Annotated in this window: 16 protein-coding genes and 1 pseudogene; 9 read left to right on the forward strand and 8 right to left on the reverse strand. The window is 71.7% G+C overall.

Annotation, left to right across the window (positions count from 1 at the left end):
- Nucleotides 1–3: 3 nt before the first annotated feature.
- From IT347_09710 to IT347_09720, 3 genes are all read right to left on the reverse strand, one after another.
- Complete coding sequence (locus IT347_09710; protein MCC6349850.1) at nucleotides 4–906, reverse strand: c-type cytochrome; 903 nt, start codon at nucleotides 904–906, stop codon at nucleotides 4–6.
- Between the two features lie 92 nt (nucleotides 907–998).
- On the reverse strand, nucleotides 999–1,367 hold the full coding sequence (locus IT347_09715) for a transposase (GenBank protein ID MCC6349851.1): 369 nt from the start codon (nucleotides 1,365–1,367) through the stop codon (nucleotides 999–1,001).
- Nucleotides 1,368–1,472: 105 nt separating this feature from the next.
- Nucleotides 1,473–2,429 (reverse strand): glycosyltransferase, encoded by a 957-nt coding sequence (locus tag IT347_09720; GenBank protein MCC6349852.1) that lies wholly within the window; start codon nucleotides 2,427–2,429, stop codon nucleotides 1,473–1,475.
- 133 nt (nucleotides 2,430–2,562) lie between these two features.
- On the opposite strand from IT347_09720, the gene IT347_09725 reads away from it, so the two are divergent.
- The 5 genes from IT347_09725 to IT347_09745 all read left to right on the forward strand — a co-directional run bounded on the left by IT347_09725 (nucleotide 2,563) and on the right by IT347_09745 (nucleotide 9,046).
- Nucleotides 2,563–3,906: an FAD-dependent oxidoreductase gene (locus IT347_09725; GenBank protein MCC6349853.1), complete on the forward strand. Its 1,344-nt coding sequence runs from the start codon at nucleotides 2,563–2,565 to the stop codon at nucleotides 3,904–3,906.
- On the forward strand, nucleotides 3,903–4,322 hold the full coding sequence (locus IT347_09730) for an OsmC family protein (protein ID MCC6349854.1): 420 nt from the start codon (nucleotides 3,903–3,905) through the stop codon (nucleotides 4,320–4,322). The genes IT347_09725 and IT347_09730 overlap by 4 nt, the downstream gene beginning before the upstream one ends.
- A gap of 181 nt (nucleotides 4,323–4,503) precedes the next feature.
- The gene (locus IT347_09735) at nucleotides 4,504–5,904 is read left to right on the forward strand and encodes a class II fumarate hydratase (protein ID MCC6349855.1); all 1,401 of its coding nucleotides are present in this window, start codon (nucleotides 4,504–4,506) and stop codon (nucleotides 5,902–5,904) included.
- A 5-nt stretch (nucleotides 5,905–5,909) separates the two neighbouring features.
- Nucleotides 5,910–6,905 (forward strand): pyridoxal-phosphate dependent enzyme, encoded by a 996-nt coding sequence (locus IT347_09740; protein ID MCC6349856.1) that lies wholly within the window; start codon nucleotides 5,910–5,912, stop codon nucleotides 6,903–6,905.
- A gap of 101 nt (nucleotides 6,906–7,006) precedes the next feature.
- A complete protein-coding gene (locus IT347_09745) occupies nucleotides 7,007–9,046 on the forward strand; it encodes a hypothetical protein (GenBank protein MCC6349857.1) in 2,040 nt (679 codons plus the stop codon).
- Between the two features lie 67 nt (nucleotides 9,047–9,113).
- Here the strand turns inward: IT347_09745 and IT347_09750 are convergent, their stop codons facing one another.
- From IT347_09750 to malQ, 3 genes and pseudogenes are all read right to left on the reverse strand, one after another.
- Nucleotides 9,114–10,328 carry a redoxin family protein gene (locus IT347_09750; protein MCC6349858.1) on the reverse strand — a complete coding sequence of 405 codons (1,215 nt, stop codon included), beginning with the start codon at nucleotides 10,326–10,328 and terminating at the stop codon, nucleotides 9,114–9,116.
- Nucleotides 10,325–13,188, reverse strand: a pseudogene (locus IT347_09755) (bifunctional transaldolase/phosoglucose isomerase). Before IT347_09755 ends, IT347_09750 begins: the two are co-directional and overlap by 4 nt.
- Nucleotides 13,189–13,275: 87 nt before the next feature.
- Complete coding sequence (gene malQ / locus IT347_09760; GenBank protein ID MCC6349859.1) at nucleotides 13,276–14,778, reverse strand: 4-alpha-glucanotransferase; 1,503 nt, start codon at nucleotides 14,776–14,778, stop codon at nucleotides 13,276–13,278.
- Between the two features lie 180 nt (nucleotides 14,779–14,958).
- Here malQ and IT347_09765 point away from each other — a divergent pair, with 180 nt between their 5' ends.
- Nucleotides 14,959–16,578 carry an alpha/beta fold hydrolase gene (locus tag IT347_09765; GenBank protein ID MCC6349860.1) on the forward strand — a complete coding sequence of 540 codons (1,620 nt, stop codon included), beginning with the start codon at nucleotides 14,959–14,961 and terminating at the stop codon, nucleotides 16,576–16,578.
- 25 nt (nucleotides 16,579–16,603) lie between these two features.
- Here the strand turns inward: IT347_09765 and tkt are convergent, their stop codons facing one another.
- Both tkt and glk read right to left on the reverse strand, forming a co-directional pair.
- The gene (gene tkt, locus IT347_09770) at nucleotides 16,604–18,619 is read right to left on the reverse strand and encodes a transketolase (GenBank protein ID MCC6349861.1); all 2,016 of its coding nucleotides are present in this window, start codon (nucleotides 18,617–18,619) and stop codon (nucleotides 16,604–16,606) included.
- The gene (gene glk, locus IT347_09775; protein MCC6349862.1) at nucleotides 18,616–19,608 is read right to left on the reverse strand and encodes a glucokinase; all 993 of its coding nucleotides are present in this window, start codon (nucleotides 19,606–19,608) and stop codon (nucleotides 18,616–18,618) included. Before glk ends, tkt begins: the two co-directional genes overlap by 4 nt.
- 189 nt (nucleotides 19,609–19,797) lie before the next feature.
- Here glk and moeB point away from each other — a divergent pair, with 189 nt between their 5' ends.
- From moeB to IT347_09790, 3 genes are read left to right on the forward strand one after another with little or no spacing between them, the layout of a single operon-like run.
- Nucleotides 19,798–20,943 carry a molybdopterin-synthase adenylyltransferase MoeB gene (moeB, locus tag IT347_09780; protein MCC6349863.1) on the forward strand — a complete coding sequence of 382 codons (1,146 nt, stop codon included), beginning with the start codon at nucleotides 19,798–19,800 and terminating at the stop codon, nucleotides 20,941–20,943.
- A gap of 14 nt (nucleotides 20,944–20,957) precedes the next feature.
- The gene (locus IT347_09785; protein MCC6349864.1) at nucleotides 20,958–22,427 is read left to right on the forward strand and encodes a M48 family metalloprotease; all 1,470 of its coding nucleotides are present in this window, start codon (nucleotides 20,958–20,960) and stop codon (nucleotides 22,425–22,427) included.
- Between the two features lie 55 nt (nucleotides 22,428–22,482).
- The gene (locus tag IT347_09790; GenBank protein MCC6349865.1) at nucleotides 22,483–23,013 is read left to right on the forward strand and encodes a cytochrome c3 family protein; all 531 of its coding nucleotides are present in this window, start codon (nucleotides 22,483–22,485) and stop codon (nucleotides 23,011–23,013) included.
- The last annotated feature ends 4 nt before the right edge of the window (nucleotides 23,014–23,017 follow it).

Below are 23,017 nucleotides of genomic sequence, written 5' to 3' on the forward strand. Positions count from 1 at the left end.
GCCTCAGGGCTTGCGCTGCGGGCGGATTCCGCCCGCGCGGAGCAGGGCGTAAATCGCCGCCACCTCGATGTCGCTGGCGTGCGCGAAAACCGGATACGGCATGCGCAGCGGATCGAGCGACCGTCCGTCCACCGGGCTGAGGCCGCGCCGCATGGCTCCGTCGAACCCGGTCAGCGAGTGCGCCGAGGCGAGACCGACCAGGTCGGGGCCCTTCGGCGCCATCTGGCCCTCGGGTGCGCCGCGCAGGTCCTCGCCGTGACAGTCCTGGCAGGCGAGGTAGCCCGCGACGTATTCGCCGTACTCGGGCGTCACGGCTTCCGCCGGTCCATCCTGAGTCGCCGGCGCCTCGGGCGTGACGGCGAGAGGGAAGAGCTTCGCGCCCAGCACGAGATAGGCGAGCGGACTGAGCACCCGCGGCGGGACCGCACGCGAGACGGCCGGCTGCGAACGAAGGTAGGCGATCAGGGCGGCGACGTCGCGATCCGAGAGGTTGTGGAAGCGCACCGACGGCATGACGAGCATCGGCCTGCCCTCGCGATTGACCCCTTCGCGGATGGCGCGGGCGAGCTCCGCGTCGGAATAGCGGGCGAGCACTCCGCCGGGTGTGAGATTCGGCGCGTGCAGGTGGCCGAACGGCGGCATGCCCGGTTCGGCGAGGAAATCCGCCGTCGAACCGGAGAGCGGCAGCTGCAGGTTCGGCGAGTGGCAGCCCGCGCAACTGCTGCGCGCGAGGTGCTCGCCCCGCGCGAGCAGCGTCGAGTCGGGGCGGAGGGCCACCGCACGGGCGCGGTTCGCGGGCGTGCGGTGAACGAGGATCCAGCCGTTCAGCATCAGCGCCGCCGCGGCGACGAGGATCAGGGCGAGAAGGCCGCCGGCGACGATGGCGAGGAAGCGGACGATTTTCATGCGCGGCTCCGGGCGTGAATGGCGCCGGCCCATGCCGGCGCAAGAAAGAAGGGAGCGCTCCCGAAGGAACGCTCCCCGCCTACGCCGGCCGGCTAGCGCAGGTTGCGGCGCGACTTGCCGCCACCCGCGCCGAACAGGACGTTGAGGTAGTTCGAAACCTCCTCGCGGACGATGCCCGGCAGCACTTCGCGCACCTTGGCCTGCACGCCCGCGCGAACCTGCGCGTTCAGGCCGACGCCGGCCGCCTTGCCGCCGGCCGCCTTGCCGGAGAACGACATGACCGCCGGCTTGCGGCCGCGCGGCCCCTTGATTCCCGCCTTCTTCCGCCACGAGTAGTAGGTGACGTTCTTCACGCCGAACTTCTTCCTCACCTGATCGGCGGTGAGCTTCTCCGAGATCGCGGTCGCCAGAATCTGCTTGCGCTGCGCCTCGGAGTACGACTTTCGTTCACGTTTCGCCATGCCAGCCTCCTGAAGTCCGATGTCCATTCGGGGGATGATGACGCCGGGCAGAGAAGGCCACATTTCGAATGCGGGGTCAATGACGATGTTGACCGGAATCCAGATTCAGGCGACGAATACAAAATGCTCGCTTTCGGTCAAGCCTGTTTCATCCGCGCAGCATCGCCACCTCGCGCGCGCCCCGGGCGCCACGTAGGCGAGCACGAACGGGGCCGGATGGCGTGCGAACACCTCGGACGACGCCACGCGGGCCTCGACCACTGTTGCGATGCGATTCCCGAGCGCCGCGACCCAGGCGGCGAGGCTGGTCCCGACACCGACCAACGTGGCGCGGCGGTCGGGTGCGAGGATTCCGCGAACGAGGAACTCCCGCTTGAGCGCCAAGAACCGGTCGCGCGCGTAGCGGTCGTCGGCGCGCGTCGCGCTGCGCGCGTGCTGCCGCCAGCCGTAGAGGACGCGGGGAAGCTTCGCGAACCGCGCTCCGGCTTCGAAGAGCCGCAGCCACAGGTCGAGATCCTCGGCCCAGCCGCGTTCGCGCCAGCCGCCCACCGCTTCGAGCGCCGGTCGCCGCAGCATGGCCGTGCCGTGCGCGAGCGGGCTGTCGATCAGGGACTCGCGACGCATTTCATCGTGGCCGAGCAGGCCGTTGTGCCACGCGGCCCAGCGTCGCATGCCGGTTCCGAAGCCGCCGGACGGGAACAGGCGGACGCGCGCGCCGACGACGCCGACGCCCGGTCGAGCGCGCAGGAACGCGAGCTGCGCGGCGAGGCGCTCGCGATGCGACAGGTCGTCGGCGTCGTGCCGCGCGAGGATCGGCGAGCGCGCGAGGGCGAGCGCGGTATTGAGCGCCGCCGGCAGCCCCCGGTGGGGCGTGTGCACGACGCGCAGGCGGGGCTGGAACTCCGCTTCGCGGTCGAGCAGCCGGGCGGAGCCGTCGCTCGAGCCGTCGTTGACGGCGACCACCTCGAAATCGGCCAGGGTCTGCCGCCACAGCGAGGCCAGGGACGGGCCGAGCCAGCGGGCGGCATCTCGTACCGGAAGCAGGACGGAGACGGCGGGCATGGGGCGACGGTAGCGTGGAGGGCTCACCGACCGCCAGCGCGGTGGTGCTCGAGCGACCGGCCAGCAACTCGCATCGGAGAACGAAAACCGCACTCGATTGCCGGCGTCCGCGCCCGGCGCTTAACCTGCGGACATGGCGGGACGGCGGCTCCTCATTCTCGGCGGTGGTTTCGGCGGCCTCGACGTGGCGCGCGCGATCGGGCGCTCACGGGCCGCGCGCGGGTACTGGGACACGTTGCTCGTGGACAAGGAGAACTTCTTCCAGTTCAACCCGCTGCTCCCCGCGGTCGCCGTCGGCGCGGTCGAGACACGGCACATCGTCTGGCCGCTGCGCGAAATGGCCCGACACCGTCACATCCGCTTCCACAAGAACAAGGCGATGCGGATCGACCTCGAGCATCGGGCCGTCACGCTGCACAACGGCCTCGTGCAGCCGTGGGAGAAGCTCGTCATCGCGGTCGGCAGCGTGACGAACTGGTACGGCGTCCCGGGCGCGGAGGCGAATACGCGCCCGTTCAAGACGATCGTGGACGCGATGACGCTGCGGGCGCGCGTCGTCGAGCTTTTCGAGATGGCCGAGCAGTCGCAGGACGATTCCCAGAAACGCCGGCTGCTGTCGTTCGTGATCGTCGGCGGCGGCGTGACCGGAGTGGAGGTCGCCGCCGAACTCCTCGACATGACCCGCGAGACGCTGCTGCCCAAGTACTCGTCGCTGTCGGTCGCGCACCTGTCGGTCACCGTGATCGAGGGCGGCGAGCGCATCGTCTCGGCGGCCCGACCCTCGCACTCGGCCTACGTGAGGCATTTTCTCGAAACGCGCGGAGTGCGGGTCGAGACGAGCGCGCGCGTGACGCGCGTCGAGCCGCGGCGCGTACACCTGGCCGACGGACGGAGCTTCGATGGCTTCACCATCGTCTGGACGGCCGGCGTCTGCCCGCCGTCGCTGGTGCAGGAACTGCCGCTGCAGCGCCACCTCGACGGCCGTCTGATCGTGGACGAGCACCTGCACCCGCTCACGCCGGAGGGCCGGCCGCGCGAGGACGTGTTCGTGATCGGCGACTGCGCCGCTTCGCCGAAACCCGGCGGGGGCATGCAGCCGCAGCTTTCGCAGACCGCGATCGCCATGGGCACCTTCGTGGGCGAGTCGCTCGTGCGGGCGGCTCACGGCCGGCCGGCGCGAAAGTTCCATTTCAAGGATGCCGGCTACATCATCTCGCTCGGCCAGCACAGTTCGGTGCTCGACCTCTTCGGGATCCCGCTGTCGGGCCGGCTCGCCTGGCTCGGCTGGGCGGCGGCCTACCTTTTCAAGATGGTGGGGCTGCGAAAGCAGCTGGAGGTCGGCATCGATCACCTGACGCACATGATCTTCCAGCACGACACTTCGCAGATTCTCGCGCGCCGCGCCGTGCTGACGGACGACGAAATGAACCTGTCCCTGCGGGCCGATGCGTCCGCGGACGAGAAGAGGGCGCCATGAAAACCGAAACGACGCTGCGACTGGCGACGGCCGCGGGCACGAGCCTGCGCTTCGACGCCCAGTTTCCGAAGCACTCGATCACCCTGGACAGCGGGCCCGAGCCGACGGCGCCGAGCCCGATGCACCACCTGCTGGCGGCGATCGGCGGATGTGCGGCGATGGACGTGATCAGCATCCTGCGCAAGAAGCGGCTCCAAATCAGCGCCTACGAGGTCGAGCTCGAGGCCGAGCGGGCCGAGACGCACCCGAAGCGGCTCCTGTCGGTGACGCTCGTCCACCGCGTGACCGGCCGCGGCGTGCCGCTCGCGGCCGTCGAGGAGTCGGTGCGGCTCTCGGCCGAGCGCTACTGCTCGGTGCGCCACACGCTCGATCCGGCGATGCCGATGACCGACCGCTGCGAGGTGATCGAGGGCTGACGACGCGTGTGCGCGCGAAGCCCTGCGTCGCCGGGACCCGCGGGTCACCCGCATGCATGCGTGCGGGCGGGGTGAAAACCCACTAGCATCCGCCCCGAACGCCCGCCCCACGCGGGGCGCGCCCGTCCCGACCGCACGAAGCCGCGAGACGCCTCGCGTGACTCCAGCCTGGGAGAGCCCCATGTCCGAGTTCCGGATCGAGAAAGACAGCCTGGGCGAGATGAAGGTGCCCGCCGCCGCGCGCTACGGTCCGCAGACGCAGCGTGCCGTCGAGAACTTTCCGGTCTCCGGCCGGCCCCTTCCGCCCGCCTTCATCCACACGCTCGGCCTGATCAAGGCGGCGGCCGCCCGGGTCAACGCCGGACTCGGCACCGTGGATACGGCCATCGCGAAGGCGATCGAGCAGGCGGCGCTCGAGGTGGCCGGCGGGCAGTGGGACGCCGAGTTTCCCATTGACGTCTTTCAGACCGGCAGCGGCACGTCGTCGAACATGAACGCGAACGAGGTCGTCGCGCACCGTGCCAGCGAGATTCTCGGGCGCAAGGTGCACCCGAACGATCACGTCAACTTCGGCCAGAGCAGCAACGACGTGATCCCGACGGCCCTGCACGTCTCGGCGGTCCTGGAGATCGAGCGCGACCTGCTGCCGGCCCTCGCGGTGCTCTGGACCGTGCTCGATGCCAAGGCGCGGGAGTTCCACGACGTCCTCAAGACCGGTCGCACGCACCTGATGGACGCGACCCCGATCCGGCTCGGGCAGGAGTTCTCGGGATACGCCTCGCAGGTCCAGCACGGCATCGCCCGGATCAAGGCGACGCTGCCGGACCTGTGCGAGCTGGCCATCGGCGGCACCGCGGTCGGCACGGGGCTCAACACGCATCCGGAGTTCGGACGGCGGATGGCCATGGAGCTTCAGCGGCTGACGGGCAAGCCGTTCACCGAGGCGGCGAACCACTTCGAGGCGCAGGGCGCGCAGGACGGCGCGTGCTGGGCGAGCGGGGCGCTCAACTCGGTCGCCGCCGGCCTGATGAAGATCGCCAACGACGTGCGCCTCATGAACAGCGGCCCGCGCTGCGGGCTCGGCGAGGTCACGCTGCCCGCGATCCAGCCGGGCTCGAGCATCATGCCGGGCAAGGTGAACCCGGTGATCTGCGAGTCCGTCGTGCAGGTCGGCGCGCAGGTGATGGGCAATCACGTCGCGATCACCGCCGGCGCGCAGTGGGGACAGCTCGACCTCAACGTCATGCTGCCGCTCATGGCCCGCAACCTGCTCGAGAGCATCCAGCTGCTGGCCGCCGCCTCGCGCGTGTTCGCCGACAAGGCGCTGCGCGGGCTGGTCGCGAACGCCGACACCTGCGCCGGCTACATCGAGATCTCGCCCAGCATGGCGACCGCGCTGAATCCGCTCATCGGCTACGACAAGGCCGCCGAAATCGCCAAGCGTTCCTTCAAGGAGCGCCGCCCCGTGCGCGAGCTGGCGCGCGAGATGACGACCCTGACGCCCGCGGAGATCGACGCCGCGCTCGACCCGGCCCGCCAGACGCACCCCGGACTGGAGATCGGCGGCGGGGCGGGAGGCTGAGCCGGATGGGCTCGTACGCCGTCGAGCACGGCGTCCCCTCGCACGAGGATCTGGCCGCGCGCTTCGCCCAGGCGCGTGTCCGGCTGGCCGCCGTCGCGCACCGCACGCCGGTCGCCTCGTCGCGCTCGCTCGATGCCCGCTTCGGCGCCCGGTTCTCCTTCAAGTGCGAGAACCTGCAGCGCGCGGGCGCGTTCAAGTTCCGTGGCGCGTGGAATCTGGTCTCGAAACTGCCACCCGGGGTTCGCGCCCGCGGCCTCGTCGCCTACTCCTCGGGCAACCACGCGCAGGCGGTGGCGCTCGTCGCGCGCGAGCTGAACGTGCCCGCGACTATCGTCATGCCGAGCACCGCGCCGCGCGTCAAGCTCGAGGCGGTGCGCGAGTACGGCGCCGAGGTCGTCCACCACGACCTGCTGGGTGAGCGGCGCGAAGCGCTGGCCGAGCGACTCGCGCACGAGGGCGGCCGCACGCTCGTGCCGCCCTTCGACCATCCCGACATCCTTCTCGGACAGGGCACGGCCGCCGCGGAGCTGTTCGAGGACGCCGGTCCGCTCGACCTGCTCCTCGTGCCGCTCGGCGGCGGCGGGCTGCTGTCGGGCAGCGCGCTCGCCGCACGGCTGCTCGCGCCGGACTGCCGGGTGATCGGCGTCGAGCCCGCAGCGGGCGACGACGGGGCGCGCAGCTTCCGCAGCGGCGCGCTCGAGCGCGCCCGCGAACCCGTCGAGACGATCGCCGATGGCGCGCGCACGCCGAGTCTTTCGAAGCTGACGCTGGCGCTGGTGCGCCGCTACGCGCACGACGTGGTGACGGTGACCGACGCCGAGCTGCTCGCGGCGCTGCGGCCGCTCTGGGAGCGGCTCAAGCTCGTCGTCGAGCCGACCGGCGCGCTCGGTTTCGCCGCCGCGACCGCCGGCCGCTTGGATGTGGCCGGGAGGCGTGTGGGCGTCCTGCTCTCGGGCGGCAACGCGGACGTTGCCGCTGTCGCGGAAGCCCTGACAGCATAGAATGACCGCCCCGCGTTGCGGGGGCGAGGCCGCGCCGGTGGGATGACGTGCCGGGCGGGCATCTACATCTGCCGGATCGAACAGCCGGGGAGGAGGGCGGCGTGTCGCTTCGCCTTCATCCGCTGATCAGGGTTGTGCTCCTCATGGTCGCCTTGGTCTGCTGCTCGCTCGGCGGGGGCGCGACGGCTCAGGCGCAGGATTCGGGCAAACTCGTGGTTGTGCATCCCAACGGTCAGGACTTTCCGCGAATTGTCGACCTGTTCGGCGGGTACTCAGTGCTTGCCTGGCGAGGGCAGCCCGGGACGTCGAGCCAAGTGATTTGTGTAACGCTGCTGGACTCGAATGGAGTTCGAGCCCCGGGCTGGTCTGAGGGTGGTCAACGAGTCAGTCCAGATGGCTTTGGCGTGTTCGAGCCGTATATTGTCCGGACTTCGGACGACGCAGCCGCAATCGTGTGGATGGATCGGTCGTCTGGAACCCCGGACGCCTACGTTGCGTGGATTGCTCGTACGGCAGGCGCCATTCCGACACCTGAGCTTGTAGCGATCGACACCGTGACTTCGAGGCACAGCTCCCAACAGGTCTTCGATGCAGTTCGAGCGGACCCCAACCATGCGATCGTGGCGTTGTCAGAGAGCTCTTTTGAGCCAACACGCACGCTGCTCAAGTCGATCGCTCGGCCAGGCGCTCCGCCTACGGCCTGGCCGTCGGCCGGCGCCACTCTTGCAGACACGGTTGAGATGTTTCCAGAAGCGCTGGAACCGGACGACTCGGGTGGGTGCTTTGTGCTGACCCAGTCGTTCCACTCCTGTCCGAACTGGCAGTTGGGGGACCCGCCCTGCCCGATCGATCTCAAGGTGCATCACCTGCTCGCGGACGGCTCGCAGGATCCTGCCTGGCCGCCGGGGGGCTTCCTGCTCACGGACCATGCCGGGTGGGATTTTCATGGGTGGGTGGTCTCGGACCGGTTTGGCGGTGCGTACGCAGCCTGGTACGACACGACGTCGGATACGTTGCGGATTCGCGCCCAGCACCTGGGGCCGAACGGCCAGCCGTACGCAGGTTGGGCCGCCGACGGAAAGGAACTGGCGGCGGCCACCGGGTCGCAGATCCGCTACGTCCTGGATCTCGACGCGACCAGCACGGGTGCGCTCGTCGCGACGCTCGAGCTCAACTGGGAGCCGTACCTGGTCGCGCTGGCGCCCGACGGCACGACCTTGCCAGGCTGGCCAGCGGAGAAGCGACTCATTCCTCCGCTCACGTTTCCCGATGACATGTTCTCTTCCAACTACAACACGGCGCTGACTCCCCAGGATTGGATCGTCGTCGTATGGGAGACGTTTACTTCGTACACGGGGGTCAACATCTGGGGAACGGCTGTGGATTCCGATGGCCGGACACTTCCGGGATGGCCCACCGCGGTCCGGGCGATCTGTACGGCGCCAGGCGCGCAGGCCCGACCGTATCTGGCTCTGGATGCGGACGGCCAGACCTTCAAGGTGGTCTGGGAGGACACTCGGCTGGGGCCGAACATCGGTGAAGCCATCTACTACGACCGCTTCTGGCTCACCGACGGCACCGTACCGACTGCCTGGTCCGTGAGGCTGCTGGGGGCTCGCTTCGACGGGCGGGCCCTGCGCGCCTCGTGGCGTGTCTCCGGCGGAGACCTCGATTCGGTGGTTGCGCTCCGTTCCGTGGACGGGGGAACCTTCGGGACCATTTCTCGGCCACTGCGGGCGGGGGCCGAGGAGCTCGCCCTTCAGGACTCGCTTCCGCCGAGCTTCGCCAGCGCCCGCTACGTCCTCGCGGCCAGCGAGTCGTCTGCGCTCAGAGCGATTTCCGATACGCTGGAGATTCGTGCACGGTCGGAGACGGGGCGCCTGCGGCTCCGGTGTGCGGCGATTCAGCGCGGCGCCGCCCTCAGCTTCCAGGTCGACCTCGATCGTGACATGGAGGAGGGCAGAGTGGAGGTGTTCGATGTGACGGGCCGGCGGGTGCTCGAGCGCCGTCTCGGGATGCTCGCGGCGGGCTCGCATCCCGTGGTGCTGGATCTGGGCTCCGAGCCGAGCGGGCTCTACTATGTTCGCGTGAGCGGACCCGGCGGCTCCCGAGCGACCTCCGGCGTGGCGAGGATTCGCTGACGGAAACTTCCGACGCCCCCGGCGGCAACGCCGACCTCGTCGCGATCGCCGCCGCGCTCGCGCGGGGCTAGATCCCCTCGATCCCCGCCTCGCGCAGCGCGTCGCGCAGGTCTTCCTCGGGGTGCACGCCGAGCAGCGAGCGGACGATCCTGCCGTCGCGGCCGACGATCACCGTGAGCGGAATGGACTGCGCTCCGTAGGCCGCGCCGACCTTGCCGTCGGCGTCCATCAGCACCGGCACCACGATGTTCTGCTTCTGCACGTAGGCGCGGACGGTCGCGGGCGGCTCGTGCAGGTTGACGGCGTAGAAGCGCACGTCCTTGCCCGCGGTCTCCTTCTCGAGCTTGGCCACGATCGGCATCCAGCGCCGGCACGGCCCGCACCAGGTCGCCCAGAAGTCAAGGACGACGACCTTGCCGCGGTTCTGGGCCAGCGAAACCTTGCCGCCCTTGCCGTCGAGCACCGAGAGCGAGAAGTCGGCGGCGGCCTTGCCCGCGTCATCCGGGTCGTTCGAGGCGCCGATCCGGCGCACGCGCTTGAGATCGGAAGGCGTCGTCAGGCGGAAGAACGAATCGGCCACCGCGCGGCCCGTCTCGGCGAGGGTGAAACGCATGTCCTGAATCTGGCGGACCTCGCCGACCTGCGGGTGCGTGAGGTCGGTCGTCAGCGAGTCGCGCAGCAGCAGCTCGCGCACCGGGTCGATCCACAGCACGCGCGGCAGCACGCGCACGCCGGGCCGGGTGCTGTCGGGCGCGTAAGTGACTTCGACCCGACGGACCTCGACCGCTCCCGCGTCGGTGCGCACGGTGTCGCGCCCCAGCATGCGGGCGCTCGTGATGTCGCCGCCCAGTCCGGCGGCGATGGCGAGCGCGCCGTCGAACGAACGCGCCATCGGATCGAGTTCCGCCGCGCGCGAGAAGTCGGGCGCCTTGCTCACGGAGTACTGGCCGAGGCCGGGAGCCGAGATCATCAGCGACTCGCCGTCGGCGACGACGCGCGACGGCATCATCGGGTTGCGGACGTCGTTCAGCAGCCGCGACGGGCGCACGGCGGCGTAGCGGAAGGGCATCTCGAGCGACTGCGCCTGCGGCAGCCGGGGGCCGGTGGCGCTCGCGTGTACGACGCCCTCGAAGCGGTAACGTTCCAGCCGCGGGTAGTGCGCGGCCACCGAGTCCACGAGCGCGCGGGCGTCGTCGGCGGTGGCCGTCGGAGCGCAGGCAGGAACCAGCGCGGACGAAACGAGCAGAAGCGCGAGCAGCGTGGGCGCGAAACGACGGATCATCGCGGGTTCTCCAGCGGATGGGGGAGCGCGGTGAAGGCGCCGGCGAGCCGCTCGAGCCCCGCATCGGGGTCGGAGCCCAGGTCCACGCGCAGCACGCGCCGGCCGTGCTTCTCGAGCACCTCGAAGTCGCCGGCGGCCTGCGCGGTGCGCAGCGTGCCGAAGCCGTAGCGCTCGTCCGGAATCGGCAGGTCGCCCTCGTCGGCGGTCACCTGCAGGAAGACGCCGGTGTTCGGGCCGCCCTTGTGGAGCTGGCCGGTCGAGTGCTGGAAGCGCGGGCCGTAGCCCAGCGTCGCCGCGACCTTCGCGCGCTCGCGCACGGCCTGGCGGATCGCCTGGAGCTTCGCGTGCCGCGCGTCGGTGCGGCGCAGGTAGGCGAGCACTCCGAAATAGTCGCCCGGTTCGATCTGCGCGAGCAGCCACGCGGCCCACCCGGGCGCGCCCGCGCCGGGCGAGCCGCCGCGCGCGGGAACGTAGGCGGCCAGCGCGCCGTCGCTCGCGGCGCTCGCGCGCGCCGGCAGGCGGCCCTCGGCGAGATATCGCTCGAGCATCGCCTGCGTCGCGGCCTTGGCCTCGGCGACGTTGGGTTCGTCGAAGGGGTCCACGGCGATCGCGACGGCGGCGGCGGCGGTCGCGACCTCCCAGCGCAGGAAGTCGCCGCCCAGGTCCTCGAGCCGTGGGGAGTCCCAGGACAGGACCGGATGACCGGCCCCCGCGAGCGCCTCCAGCCGGCGCTCGACGTCAGCGGGCAGCCCGGAGGCGCCGACGGCCACGAACACGCGGTCGTTGCCATACTCCGCGGGCTCGGCGAGCGGTTCCTCGGCGATCGGCACGAGGCCGCGTCCGCTCTTGCCGGTGCTCTCGGCGATCAACTGCTCGACCCACGCGCCCACCGACGCGAACGCCGGCGCGAAGACGAGCGTGACCTTGTCGCGGCCGTGGCGCGCCAGTTCGCCGAGCGCCGCTCCGAGCGCCACGGCGTCGCCCCCGTCGCCCGCGAGCGCGGCGCGCTCGGCGAGGGCCGCGTCGAGCATCGCGGCCACGTCGGCGCCGATCAGGGCCGCGGGCAGCAGTCCGAAATAGGAAAGGGCCGAGTAGCGGCCGCCGATGTCCGGCGGATTCTCGAACGTGCGCCGGTACCCGCGCGAGGCGGCGAGCCTGCCGAGCGAAGTGCCGGGGTCGGTGATGGCGACGAAACCCCGGCCGGCGCGATCGCCGCGCACGGCGACGGCGCGCGGCCAGAAGAACTTCTCGAACGAAGCGACCTCGATCGTGCCGCCCGACTTGCTCGCGACGACGAACAGCGTCGTCGCCGGGTCGTGCGTGTCGGCGACGGCCCGGACCGCGGCGGGCGAAGTGTTGTCGAGCACCGTCAGGTCGAGCCGTCCCGATCGCACGCCGAAGGTGTGGCGCAGCACTTCGGGCGCGAGGCTCGAGCCGCCCATGCCGAGCAACACGGCGCGCGTGAAGCCTTCGGCCGAGACCCCGGCCGCGAACGCCTCGAGTTCGGCGGCGCGTGCGCGCATCGCCGCGGGCGACTCGAGCCAGCCGAGGCGGTTCGCGGCGACCCTGCGGTGCGCGGGATCGTCGCCCCACAGGGCGTCGTCGTGGGCCAGCAGCCGTGCCGGGAAGCGCGCCGAGCGCAGCGCTTCGAGCCGCCCTCGGACGTCGGCCTCGTGCGCCCCGAGCCGCAGGCGCAGCGTGCGCGCGCTCACGAGCCCGCTCCGCGCTGCGCGACCATTCCACGCCGCTTCGTCTCGAGCGTCGCGAGCAGATCCTCGTAGGACTTGACGAACGCGCGCACGCCCTCGTCCTCGAGCTGGGCGATCAGCGTCTCGCCCGGGATGCCGAGCGCCGACAGCCTCCCGAACAGGGCGCGTGCCTCGTCGAGGTCGCGATGGATCCGGGTCTCGACGACGCCGTGGTCGTTGAACGCCTGCAGCGTCGCCGGCGGGATCGTGTTGACCGTGTCCGGGCCGATCAGCTCCTCGACGTACAGCACGTCGCGATACCTGGGGTTCTTGGTGCTCGTCGAGGCCCACAGCGGCCGCTGCGCGTGCGCTCCCTTCGCCTTGAGCGCCGCGAAGCGCGGCGAGCCGAAGGCGCGCTCGAACTCCGTGTAGGCGAGCCGCGCGTTCGCGATCGCGGCCTTGCCGCGCAGGGATTCGAGCTCGGCGCGCTCGCTGGAGCCGGCCGGCAGCGTCGCGAGCCGCTGTTCGATCGCCGCGTCCACCTTGGTGTCCACCCGCGAGACGAAGAACGAGGCCACCGAGCGCAGCCGTCCGAGCTCGCCGCCCGCGGCCGCCCGCTGCTCGAGGCCCGTGAGGTACGCTTCGATCACCTCGCGGTAGCGGGCGAGCGAGAAGATGAGCGTCACGTTGACGCTGACGCCGGCCGCCGTTCCGGCCGCGATCGCGCCCAGTCCGGCCGGCGTCGCCGGAATCTTCACCATGACGTTGTCGCGCGCGACCGCCGCGTTCAGCCGCTTCGTGGCGGCGAGCGTGCCCGCGCCGTCGCCCGCGAGGCGCGGGCTGACCTCGATGCTTACCCGGCCGTCGAGGCCGTGCGAGGCGTCGAACACCGGTTTCAGGTGATCGCACGCCATCTGGATGTCCTCGATGGCGAGCGATTCGAACAGCGCCTCGCCCTCCAGCCCCGAGGCGATCCGGGTCGCGAGCGCGGCGTCGTAGTCGTCGCTCCGGGCGATGGCGTGCTCGAAGATGGTGGGATTGGACGTGACGCCGACGACTCCGGCGTCACGAACGAGCGCGTCGAACTCGCCCGAGACGAGGTGGCCGCGGCGGATGAAATCGAGCCACACGCTCTGGCCGAGCGAAAGCAGTTGCTGGGCACGACTGGACATGGCGTTCCTTCCTCGGATGGGCGGCCGGGGGGATGCCCGCAAGATGCCCCCCGAAGCACCGGCGCGCAAGCGCGCTGGCCGCGGCGGTCAGGCCTTCGTTTCGCGTCCGTACAGCGCGGTCAGCGACCGCAGCCGCTCGGCGAGCGGCGCGTCGAAGACGCCCGGGGAGGCGCGCCAGCTCCAGTTGCCGGCCGGCCGTCCCGGAAAGTTCATGCGCGCCCCGCCGCCGAGCTGGAGCAGGTCCTGCGCGGGCACGATGCAGGTGTCCGCGACCGACGCCATGCACGCCCGCAGCAAGTCCCACGGCGGCTCGCGCATCGGGCTCGCGAGATAGCTGCGGGCATGGTGGCGTTCCGCTTCCGAAGCCGAAGCCCACCAGCCGGCGGTCGTGTCGTTGTCGTGCGTCCCTGTGTAAACGACGCTGTTGGGCACGTGGTGATGGGGCAGGAAGACGTTCCCCGCGTCCGAATCGAAGGCGAACTGCAGCACCTTCATGCCGGGGAAGGCGAACTCGTCGCGCAGCGCCTCGACCTCCGGCGTCAGCACGCCGAGATCCTCGGCCAGGATCGGAAGGCGGCCGAGGCCGCGCTCGAGCGCGCGAAAGAGCGCCGCACCGGGCCCGGGTTCGAACGCGCCCGCGCGCGCGTCGGGCGCGCCCGCCGGCACGGACCAGCAGCGCGTGAAGCCGATGAAGTGGTCGAGCCGCACGCGGTCCACCAGCGCGAAGATGGCGCGCAGCCGCGCGAGCCACCATGCGTAACCGTCCCCGGCCATCTCCTCCCAGCGGTAGAGCGGGTTGCCCCACAGTTGTCCGGTCTCGCTGAAGTAATCGGGCGGAACGCCCGCGACCGCGGTCGGTCGGCCGTCGTCGCCGAGTTGGAAGAGCGAGGGGTTGGCCCACACGTCGGCGCTGTCGTGCGCGACGAAGATCGGCGCGTCGCCGACCAGCGCGATGCCGCGCAGCGCCGCGTAGGCGCGCAGCTGGCCCCACTGGCGGAAGAACGCCCATTGCGCGAACGCGTGCGCCGAGACCGCTTCGCCCAGCCGGGCGCGCGCCGAGGAGAGCGCCGCGGCCTCGCGGCGGCGCAGAGGCGCCTCCCATTCCACCCACGGCGCGCCCCCGTGCGCGTCCTTGAGCGCCAGGAAAAGAGCGACGTCCTCGAGCCAGGCGGCATGCTCGGATCGCCACCGCTCGAACTCGGTGCGCAGGCTGCGCAGGCCCGCGCCCGCGGCGAAACGGCCGGCGGCGCGGGCGAGCAGTTCTCGCTTCCACCCGATGACCGGGCCGAAGTCCACGTGGTCCGGCGGCAGGCGGGGTGCGCCTTCCAGATCGTGCTTCGACAGCAGCTCGTCGGCGACCAGGGCATCGGGGGAGACGAGCAGCGGATTGCCCGCGAACGCCGAGAAGCACTGGTAGGGCGAGTCGCCGAAACCCGTCGGTCCGAGCGGCAGCACCTGCCACAGCGACTGCCCGGCGGACGCCAGCCAGTCCACGAAACGATGTGCCGCGCTGCCGGCGTCGCCGATGCCGTGCGGACCCGGGAGCGAAGTCGGGTGGAGCAGCACGCCGCTCGAGCGGGGAAAACGCATGAGGCCCCTTTCGGTCATGGGTCCACGGACGGAACCGGCCGCGCATTGTGGGCGAACGTTCCGGCGCGCTCAAGGAGGGGCGCCTGCGGTAGGGTGAGCGGACCGGATCGCTTCGTGGTCGCCGACGCGCGCCGCGCGGGGCGTCCGGGCGAACCGATCTCCTCTTAGAAGGAGGAACCCGTGCAGTTCGCGAAGTCGTTCAGCCGGCATTTCCGCCGCGCCGCCGGTCGTCTGCGCGTCGCGATGCTCGGCGCCACGCTGCTGGCCGCCTTCGTCGCCGCTCCTCGAGACGTCACCGCGGCGTCCCCGGGCGGCGCGTACGTGATGCGCAGGGGATCGGACACCCTCGCGGTCGAGCGATTCGAGCGCGCCGGGGGTGTCCTGCAGGGCACGCTGCTCTTTCGCGTCACCGGCATGCTCGTCCGCTGGCGGCTGGCCGACGGCCCGGCGGGAGGAACGACCCGCATGGAAGCGTCGTTCTCCGGTGCGGGCGATCCCGCCGGCTCGCCGCCCCGGCAACAGGTGACGCTCGAGTTCGCCGGCGACAGCGTCTTCAGCGTCTCGCAGCCCGGAGGTGAGCATCGCTTCGGAACGGCGCGCGGCGCGATGCCGTTCGTGAACCCGTCCGTCGCGCTGGTGGCCGAGTTCGCGCTGCGCCGTATGCCGCTGCCCGGTGGCCGCGCGAGCGGCGCGTTGTTCCTGCTCGCCGGAGGCGGCACCACGGAGGCGGTGGTGACGCGGCCGGCGGTGGACAGCGTGGTGGTGTCGTTCGCCGGGGTTTCGTTCTGCTTCGGGCTCGACCGCGACGGCGACGTCGTGCGTGGCCGCGTGCCCGAGCAGGACCTCACGATTGAGAGGGTCGCGGACCTGCCGCCGGGATTGCTGTCGCTGCCGGCGCCCGATTACTCCGCGCCGGCCGGCGCGCCCTACAACGCCGAGGAGGTGAAGGTGCCTACGCGTGACGGGCACGTGCTGGCGGGCACGCTGACGCGTCCGCTGGGCCCCGGGCGCTCGCCGTGCGTGATCACGCTGACCGGCTCGGGCCAGCAGGACCGCGACGAGGCGATCGGCATCGTTCGCGGCTACCGGCCGTTTCGCGGCGTCGCGGACGCGCTCGGCCGGCGCAGCATCGCGACGCTGCGGCTCGACGACCGCGGCGTCGGAGCGACCGACGCGCCGGCGCGCGGCGCGACGAGCGAGACGTTCGCGCACGACGCCGAGGACGCGCTCGCCTGGCTGCGCGGGCGGCCGGACGTGGACGGCGACCGTCTCGCCCTGATCGGTCACAGCGAAGGAGGGCTGGTCGCGCCCATGGTCGCCGGAGCCGATCCGAAGCTGCGCGCGCTGGTGCTGCTCGCGGCCCCGGCGTGGACCGGCCGCCGCGTGCTCGAATATCAGAACGACCGCGCGCTCGCGCGCTACTCGCCCGCGTCGCCGCGGGACTCGGCGCTGCGCGCCGCGATGGCCGAAGTGGACAGCCTGGCGGCCCGCGACGCGTGGCTGCGCTTCTTCCTCGACCATGACCCGATGACCGCGATCGCCCGCGTGCGCGTGCCGGTGCTCCTGCTGCAGGGCGAGACCGACCGGCAGGTGACGGCCGGGCAGGCGGAGGAACTCGCGAAGGCCCTGTCGCGCGCCGGCAACCGCGACGTCACCGTGCGCGTCTTTCCGCGCCTGAACCACCTGTTCCTCGACGACCCCGACGGCGACCCGTCGGGATACCCGCGCCTTTCGGGCGAGGGTTTCTCGCCGGCCGTCGTCGAGACCCTGGCGGTCTGGCTCACGAAGCGGCTGCGCTGAACCCCGCGGTCGTGAGCGGCGCGCTCTACCCGCCCGCCAGCCAGGCCGTGACGCGCTGCGCGACCGCCTCGGCGGTGAGTCCGAAGAAGGGCGCGAGATCCGACGCGGGCGCCGACTCGCCGAAGCGGTCAATGCCGATGAGCAGCCCCGAGTCGCCCGCGATCTCCCGCCACCCGGCGGTGACACCCGCCTCGATCGTGACGCGGCGTCCGCCCTCGGGCAGCACGCGCGAGCGCCACTCGGCCGGCTGCGCCAGGAACAGCTGCGGCGCCGGCATGCTGACGACCCGCGCCGGCCGCCCGGAGCCGGCGAGCAGGGCTGCCGCCGCGACGGCGACTCCGACCTCGGAGCCGGTCGCGATCAGGGTCACCGCTCCCGCGGCCGTGGATTCGACGAGCACGTAGGCGCCGCGGCGCAGGTCGGCGGCGTCGAACGTCGCCGGACGCGCCAGCACCGGCGTCGTCTGGCGCGTCAGGGCGATGATGGTCGGGCCGTCGCGCCGTTCGATCGCGAGGCCCCAGGCGGCCGCCGTCTCGAGTCCGTCGGCGGGCCGCAGCACGAGCAGGTTGGGAATCGCGCGCAGGGCCGCGAGGTGCTCGACCGGTTGGTGGGTCGGGCCGTCCTCGCCGACGAACACGCTGTCGTGCGTGAACACCCAGGTCACCGGCAGCTTCATGAGCGCGGCGAGCCGCAGGCTCGGGCGCGCGTAGTCGGTGAAGACCAGGAACGACGAGCCGTAGGGCACGAAGCCCGAGAGCGCCATGCCGTTCAGGATCGCGCTCATGCCGTGCTCGCGGATGCCGAAATGCAGGTTGCGTCCGCCGAAGTCGCCGCGCCGGACGCTGGGCGAGTCCTTGATGCTCGTCTTGGTGCTCGGCTCGAGGTCGGCGCTGCCGCCGACCAGCGCGGGCACGAGCGCCGCCGCCTGCTGCAGAACGGCGTGGCCGTGCGCGCGCGTCGCCGCCGCGGCGGTGGGCGCGGCCTGGCACAGCCGGTCGAAGAGGTCGGCGGGAATCCGGCGTTCGATCATCGCGTCCCAGCGCCCGGCGCGCGCGGCATCGCCCGCCCGCCAGCGCTTCATCCCGGCGTGCCAGGCGTCGTAGCCGGGCCGCAGTTCCGCCGCGCGCGCGGCGAAGCGGGCACGCACTTCAGCGGGCACGAGGAATGGTGGCGAATCCGGCCAGCCGAGCGCGCGCCGGGCGCCGGCGAGCTCCTCGGCGCCGAGGGGCTCGCCGTGCGCGTGCGAGGTGTCCTGCTTCTTCGGCGCGCCGTAGCCGATGTGCCCCCGCACGATGACCAGGCTCGGCCGCGACTCTTCGGCGACGACGGCCGAAAGCGCCGCCTCGAGGTCGGCGTGGTCGTAGGGATCCGCGCGCAGCACGTGCCAGCCATAGGCCTCGAAGCGCTTCTGGACGTCCTCGCTGAACGCCAGCGACGTGCTGCCTTCGATGGTGATGCGGTTGTCGTCGTAAACGAACACGAGGTTGCCGAGTCCGAGGTGCCCGGCGAGCGAGGCGGCCTCGTGCGAGACGCCCTCCATGAGGTCGCCGTCGCTGCACAGGCCGAACACGCGCCAGCTCACCGGCGAGAACTCCGGCGTGTTGAAACGCGCCGCCGCCATGCGGGAGGCGAGCGCCATGCCGACGGCGTTGCCGATGCCCTGCCCGAGCGGCCCGGTCGTCGTCTCGACGCCCGGCGTGTGACCGTGTTCGGGATGTCCGGGCGTGCGGCTGCGGAGCTGGCGGAACGATTGCAGGTCCGCCAGCGAGAGGTCGTACCCGGCCAGGTGCAGCGTGGCGTACAGGAGCATCGAGCCGTGCCCGGCGCTCAGCACGAAGCGGTCCCGGTCGGGCCACGCCGGATCGTCCGGCTGCCAGCGCATGAACTTCGTCCACAGCACGTAGGCCACGTCGGCCATGCCCATCGGCAGGCCCGGGTGCCCGGATTTCGCCTTCTCGACGCCGTCGGCGGCGAGGAATCGGATCGTATTCGCGCACAGCTGGTCGAGCGCCGCGTTGGCATGCGTCGGGACGGGGTTCATGGGCGAGCCTCCAGCAATGGGGAACGGCGGGCGTACGCCGCGGCGCCCCAGACCGCGGTCCGGGAGTCGAGCACCACGGCGATGGGGACCCGCGAGAGCACGGGAGAGAGGCGGCCCTTGTCGAGGAAGGCGCGGGTGAATCCGCCGCCTTCGAGCGCCGGCAGTAGTCGCGGGGCGATGCCGCCGCCCACGAAGACGCCCCCGAGGGCGAGCGCCTTGAGCGCGAGATTGCCCGCTTCGGCGCCGTAGATCGAAACGAAGCGTTCGAGCGCGAGCGCCGCGCGTTCGCACGACCCGTCGAGCGCCGCGGCCGAGACCACCGACGCCGGGTCGGACGCCGAGTCGAAGGCGCGCGCGACCGCCGAGGGTTCCTCGCCCCGCCCGGTCTCGCGCATGAAACGGTACAGGTTCGCGAGTCCCGGCCCCGAGAGCACGCGCTCGTAGCTCACCCGCCCGTGCTTTGCGCGGAGCCACACCAGCAGCTCGTCCTCGAGCGTGTCGCGAGGCGCGAAATCCGAGTGCCCGCCCTCCGACGCCATCGGGATCCAGGTCGTGCCGTCCCAGTGGAGGATGGATTCGCCGAGTCCCGTTCCGGCGGCGATCAGCGCCCGGTTCCCTTCGGCACGCTCGCCGGCCTGCAGCGTGCGCAGGTCGGAAGGGCCGAGCATCGCGAGCCCCCAGCCGGTCGCCTCGAGGTCGTTGATCAGCGTGACCGGCGCGCCCAGGGCGCGCTCGAGCGCCGCGCCGTCCACCTGCCAGGGCAGGTTCGTGGTGATGCAGCGATTGTCCGACACCGGTCCGGCGATGCCGAGCACGACGCGCGCGGGTCGGACGCCGGTCCGCTCGAGGAAGGCGCGCAGCAGCGCATCGAGCGAGGCCGAGCCGGCGGTGGGCAGGCGTTCCTCGATCGAGGGCGCCCGGGTTCCGTCGCCGGGAGCGAAAACCGCGAGGTGGGCCTTGGTGCCTCCGATGTCTCCGGCGAGAATCATGATGGGCCCGACTCTAATGTCGCGCGTGGCGGCGCGCCAGCCGGCGCCGGCCGAAGCCCGCCGACCCGCCCGCGCGGACATGCGGACGCGGCTTGAACGCGGGCGTGCCCCCGCCTAACGTCTGCGCGTCGCCCGCTCTCCATCTGGCCAGCGCCGTCCGAGGAGCCCCGAGGCCCGTTGAATCCCACCCTGCCCGAGCTGACGCGTGAAGAGCTCCGTCGCTACGGACGCCACCTGACGCTGCCCGAAGTCGGACTCGACGGCCAGCGCCGGCTGAAGGCCGGCAGCGTCCTGCTCGTCGGAGCCGGCGGGCTGGGTTCGCCGGCCGCGCTCTACCTCGCGGCCGCGGGCGTCGGCCGGCTCGGCATCGTGGATTTCGACGCGGTGGACGAGAGCAACCTGCAGCGGCAGGTGGCGCACGGCACCTCGGCGATCGGCCGGCCGAAGCTCGACTCGATGCGCGAGCGGCTCGCGGACCTGAATCCGCACGTCGCGATCGAGCCGCACGCCGTTCACCTGAAGCGCGGCAACGCGCTGGAAATCGTGGAGCGCTACGACGTGGTCGTGGACGGCACCGACAACTTCGCCACGCGCTACCTGGTGAACGACGCCTGCGCGCTGCTGGGCAAGCCGAACGTCTACGGCAGCATCCTGCGCTTCGAGGGGCAGGCGAGCGTCTTCGACGCGGCGCGCGGACCCTGCTACCGCTGCCTCTTTCCGGCCCCGCCGCCGCCCGGCCTGGTGCCGTCGTGCGCCGAGGCCGGCGTGCTCGGCGTGCTGCCGGGCGTGATCGGCGCGATCCAGGCCAACGAGGCGATCAAGCTGCTGCTCGGCGAAGGCGAGACGCTGCTCGGGCGGCTGCTGCTGTACGACGCCTGGTCGCTCACGTTCCGCGAGCTGGTGCTGCGCAAGGATCCCGAGTGCCCGCTGTGCGGTCGAGCTCCGACGATTCGCGCGCTCGTGGACTACGAGAAGCTGTGCGGAACGAAGCCGCCGCCGGCGCCCGCCGGGGTGGTCCGCGAGCGCGTCACCGCCCCGGAGCTGGCGGCGATGCGCCGGGAGGGCGCCGCCTTCACGCTGCTCGACGTGCGCGAGCCGGCGGAGCTCGCGATCTCGCGGCTCGACGGCGCGACCCACATCCCGATGGGCGTTCTGCCCGTGCGGGCGCACGAGCTCGACGCCGCGCGTCCGGTCGTGGTGTTCTGTCATCACGGCGTGCGCAGCCTGCATGCCGCACGCTGGCTGCGCGCCAACGGATTCACCGACGTGCGGGATCTCGAGGGCGGAATCGAGGCGTGGTCGCGCGACGTGGACCCCGCGGTGCCGCGGTACTGAATCGAGGAGGGGCGATGGACCGGTGCATCCGACGACGGCTCGCGCGCATGCTCACCGGCGGCGCGCTCCTCGCCCTGGCTGCGGGCTGCGCGATCAACCCGGCGACCGGCCGGCGAGAGTTCTCGCTGGTCAGCGCCGAGCAGGAGAAGCAGATCGGTCGCGAGGGCTTTCCGGCGACGATCGCCGAGTACGGCCAGTACGACGACGCCCGGCTCTCGGCTTACGTGGACAGCATCGGACAGCGGCTCGCGAAGGTCAGCGAGCTGCCCGACCTCGACTGGCACTTCACCGTGCTCGACGATCCGGTCGTCAACGCGTTCGCGATGCCCGGCGGCTACATCTACGTCACGCGCGGCATCCTCGCCTACCTCAACTCGGAGGCGCAGCTCGCCGGCGTGCTCGGGCACGAAATCGGCCACGTCACCGCGCGACACTCGGCGAGGCAGATCACGCAGCAGCAGCTGGCCGGGCTGGGACTCGGGCTGGCCAGCGTCTTCTCGTCGTCGTTCCGTCGCTACAGCGGCGCCGCCGAACAGGCGCTCGGGCTGCTGATGCTCAAGTACGGGCGCGACGACGAGACGCAGGCCGACGCGCTCGGAATCCGCTACGCGACCGCCGCCGGCTGGGATCCCCGGCAGATTCCCGGCACCTACGAAACCCTCGGCCGGCTCGCCGACAAGGGTGGCGGAAGGCTGCCGTTCTATCTCTCGACGCATCCCGATCCGGGCGACCGTCAGCAGCGGACCGCGCAGCTGGCGGCGGAGGCGGTCGCGGGCCGGAAGGACCTGCGCGTGCGCGCCCACGAATATCTCGGGCACGTGCGCGGCGTCGTTTTCGGCGGCGATCCGCGCGCGGGTTACTTCGAAGGCGCGCGCTTCTATCACCCGCAGATGGGCTTCGAGCTCACGTTCCCCTCCGGCTGGACGACCGCCAACAGCCACTCCGCCGTGGCCGCGCAGCAGCCGCAGCAGCGCGCCGCGCTGCAGCTGACGCTGGCGCCGAACGCGGGCGCGCTCTCGCCCGCGGACTACGTCTCGGGGCTTGCCCGGGATGGCCGGGTCGCGAGCGCGACCGGCGCACGCGAGAGCATCGGTGGCTGGCCGGCGTGGGTGGGGCGCGTGGCGCTGCCCGCGCAGGACGGCGCGACTCCGGTCGTGCTCGACGCCGCGTGGGTCCGGCAGGCGCCCGACCGCCTGTTCCAGTTCCTCGGCCGCAGTTCGGTCGTCGGCGACGCGGACGAGGCCGCGATCCTCGCCGCGGTCCGCTCGCTGCGTCCGCTGGATGCCGGGCGCGCGAGCGCCGTTCCCGATCGCGTGCGCGTGCTGAGCGCGCCCGCCGCCGGCACGCTGCGCTCGCTGCTGCCGCGGCTGCAGCCGAACGCGCTCGATGTGCTCGATCTGGCCATCCTCAACGGCGTGGATTCGACGACGGCGATCGCTTCGGGCGAGTGGCTCAAGCTCGTCGAGCCCGGTCGGCGACGATGAGCAGCTTGAGAAGGGTTGACATCCCCGGCGCGGCATCCTAGGTTGCCGCACGGCCATGAAGAAACTCACCGTCGCCGCCATCGTGGTGTCGTTCCTCGCGCTCGCCACCGTCGCGTTCACGCAGTCGTTCGGCGTGCAACTCGGCGGACGCAAGGGACCGAAGCAGCCGATCGCCTACAGCCACGCGATTCACGCGGGCAAGCTCGGCATGGACTGCCGCTACTGTCACTACGGCGCCTACAAGTCCAACTGGGCGAACATCCCGGCGATGAGCACCTGCATGGGCTGCCACAAGATGGCCGCCACCGACCGCCCCGAGGTGCAGAAGCTCACCGGCTACTGGGAGCGCGGCGAGAACATTCCGTGGGTCAAGGTGCACTACCTGCCCGACCACGTGAAGTTCAACCACAAGCGCCACGTCCAGGCCGGCTTCGCCTGCCAGGAATGCCACGGCCCGGTGCAGGAGATGGACGTCGTCTACCAGTACAGCTCGCTCAAGATGGGCTGGTGCGTGGACTGCCATCGCAAGCACGAGAACGACCCCAAGTTCACGGCCACGCTCGACTGCCTCGCCTGTCACCACTAGAGGA

The sequence above is a fragment of the Candidatus Eisenbacteria bacterium genome (assembly GCA_020847735.1).
In the GTDB taxonomy this organism is placed as follows: Bacteria; Eisenbacteria; RBG-16-71-46; order RBG-16-71-46; family RBG-16-71-46; genus CAIXRL01.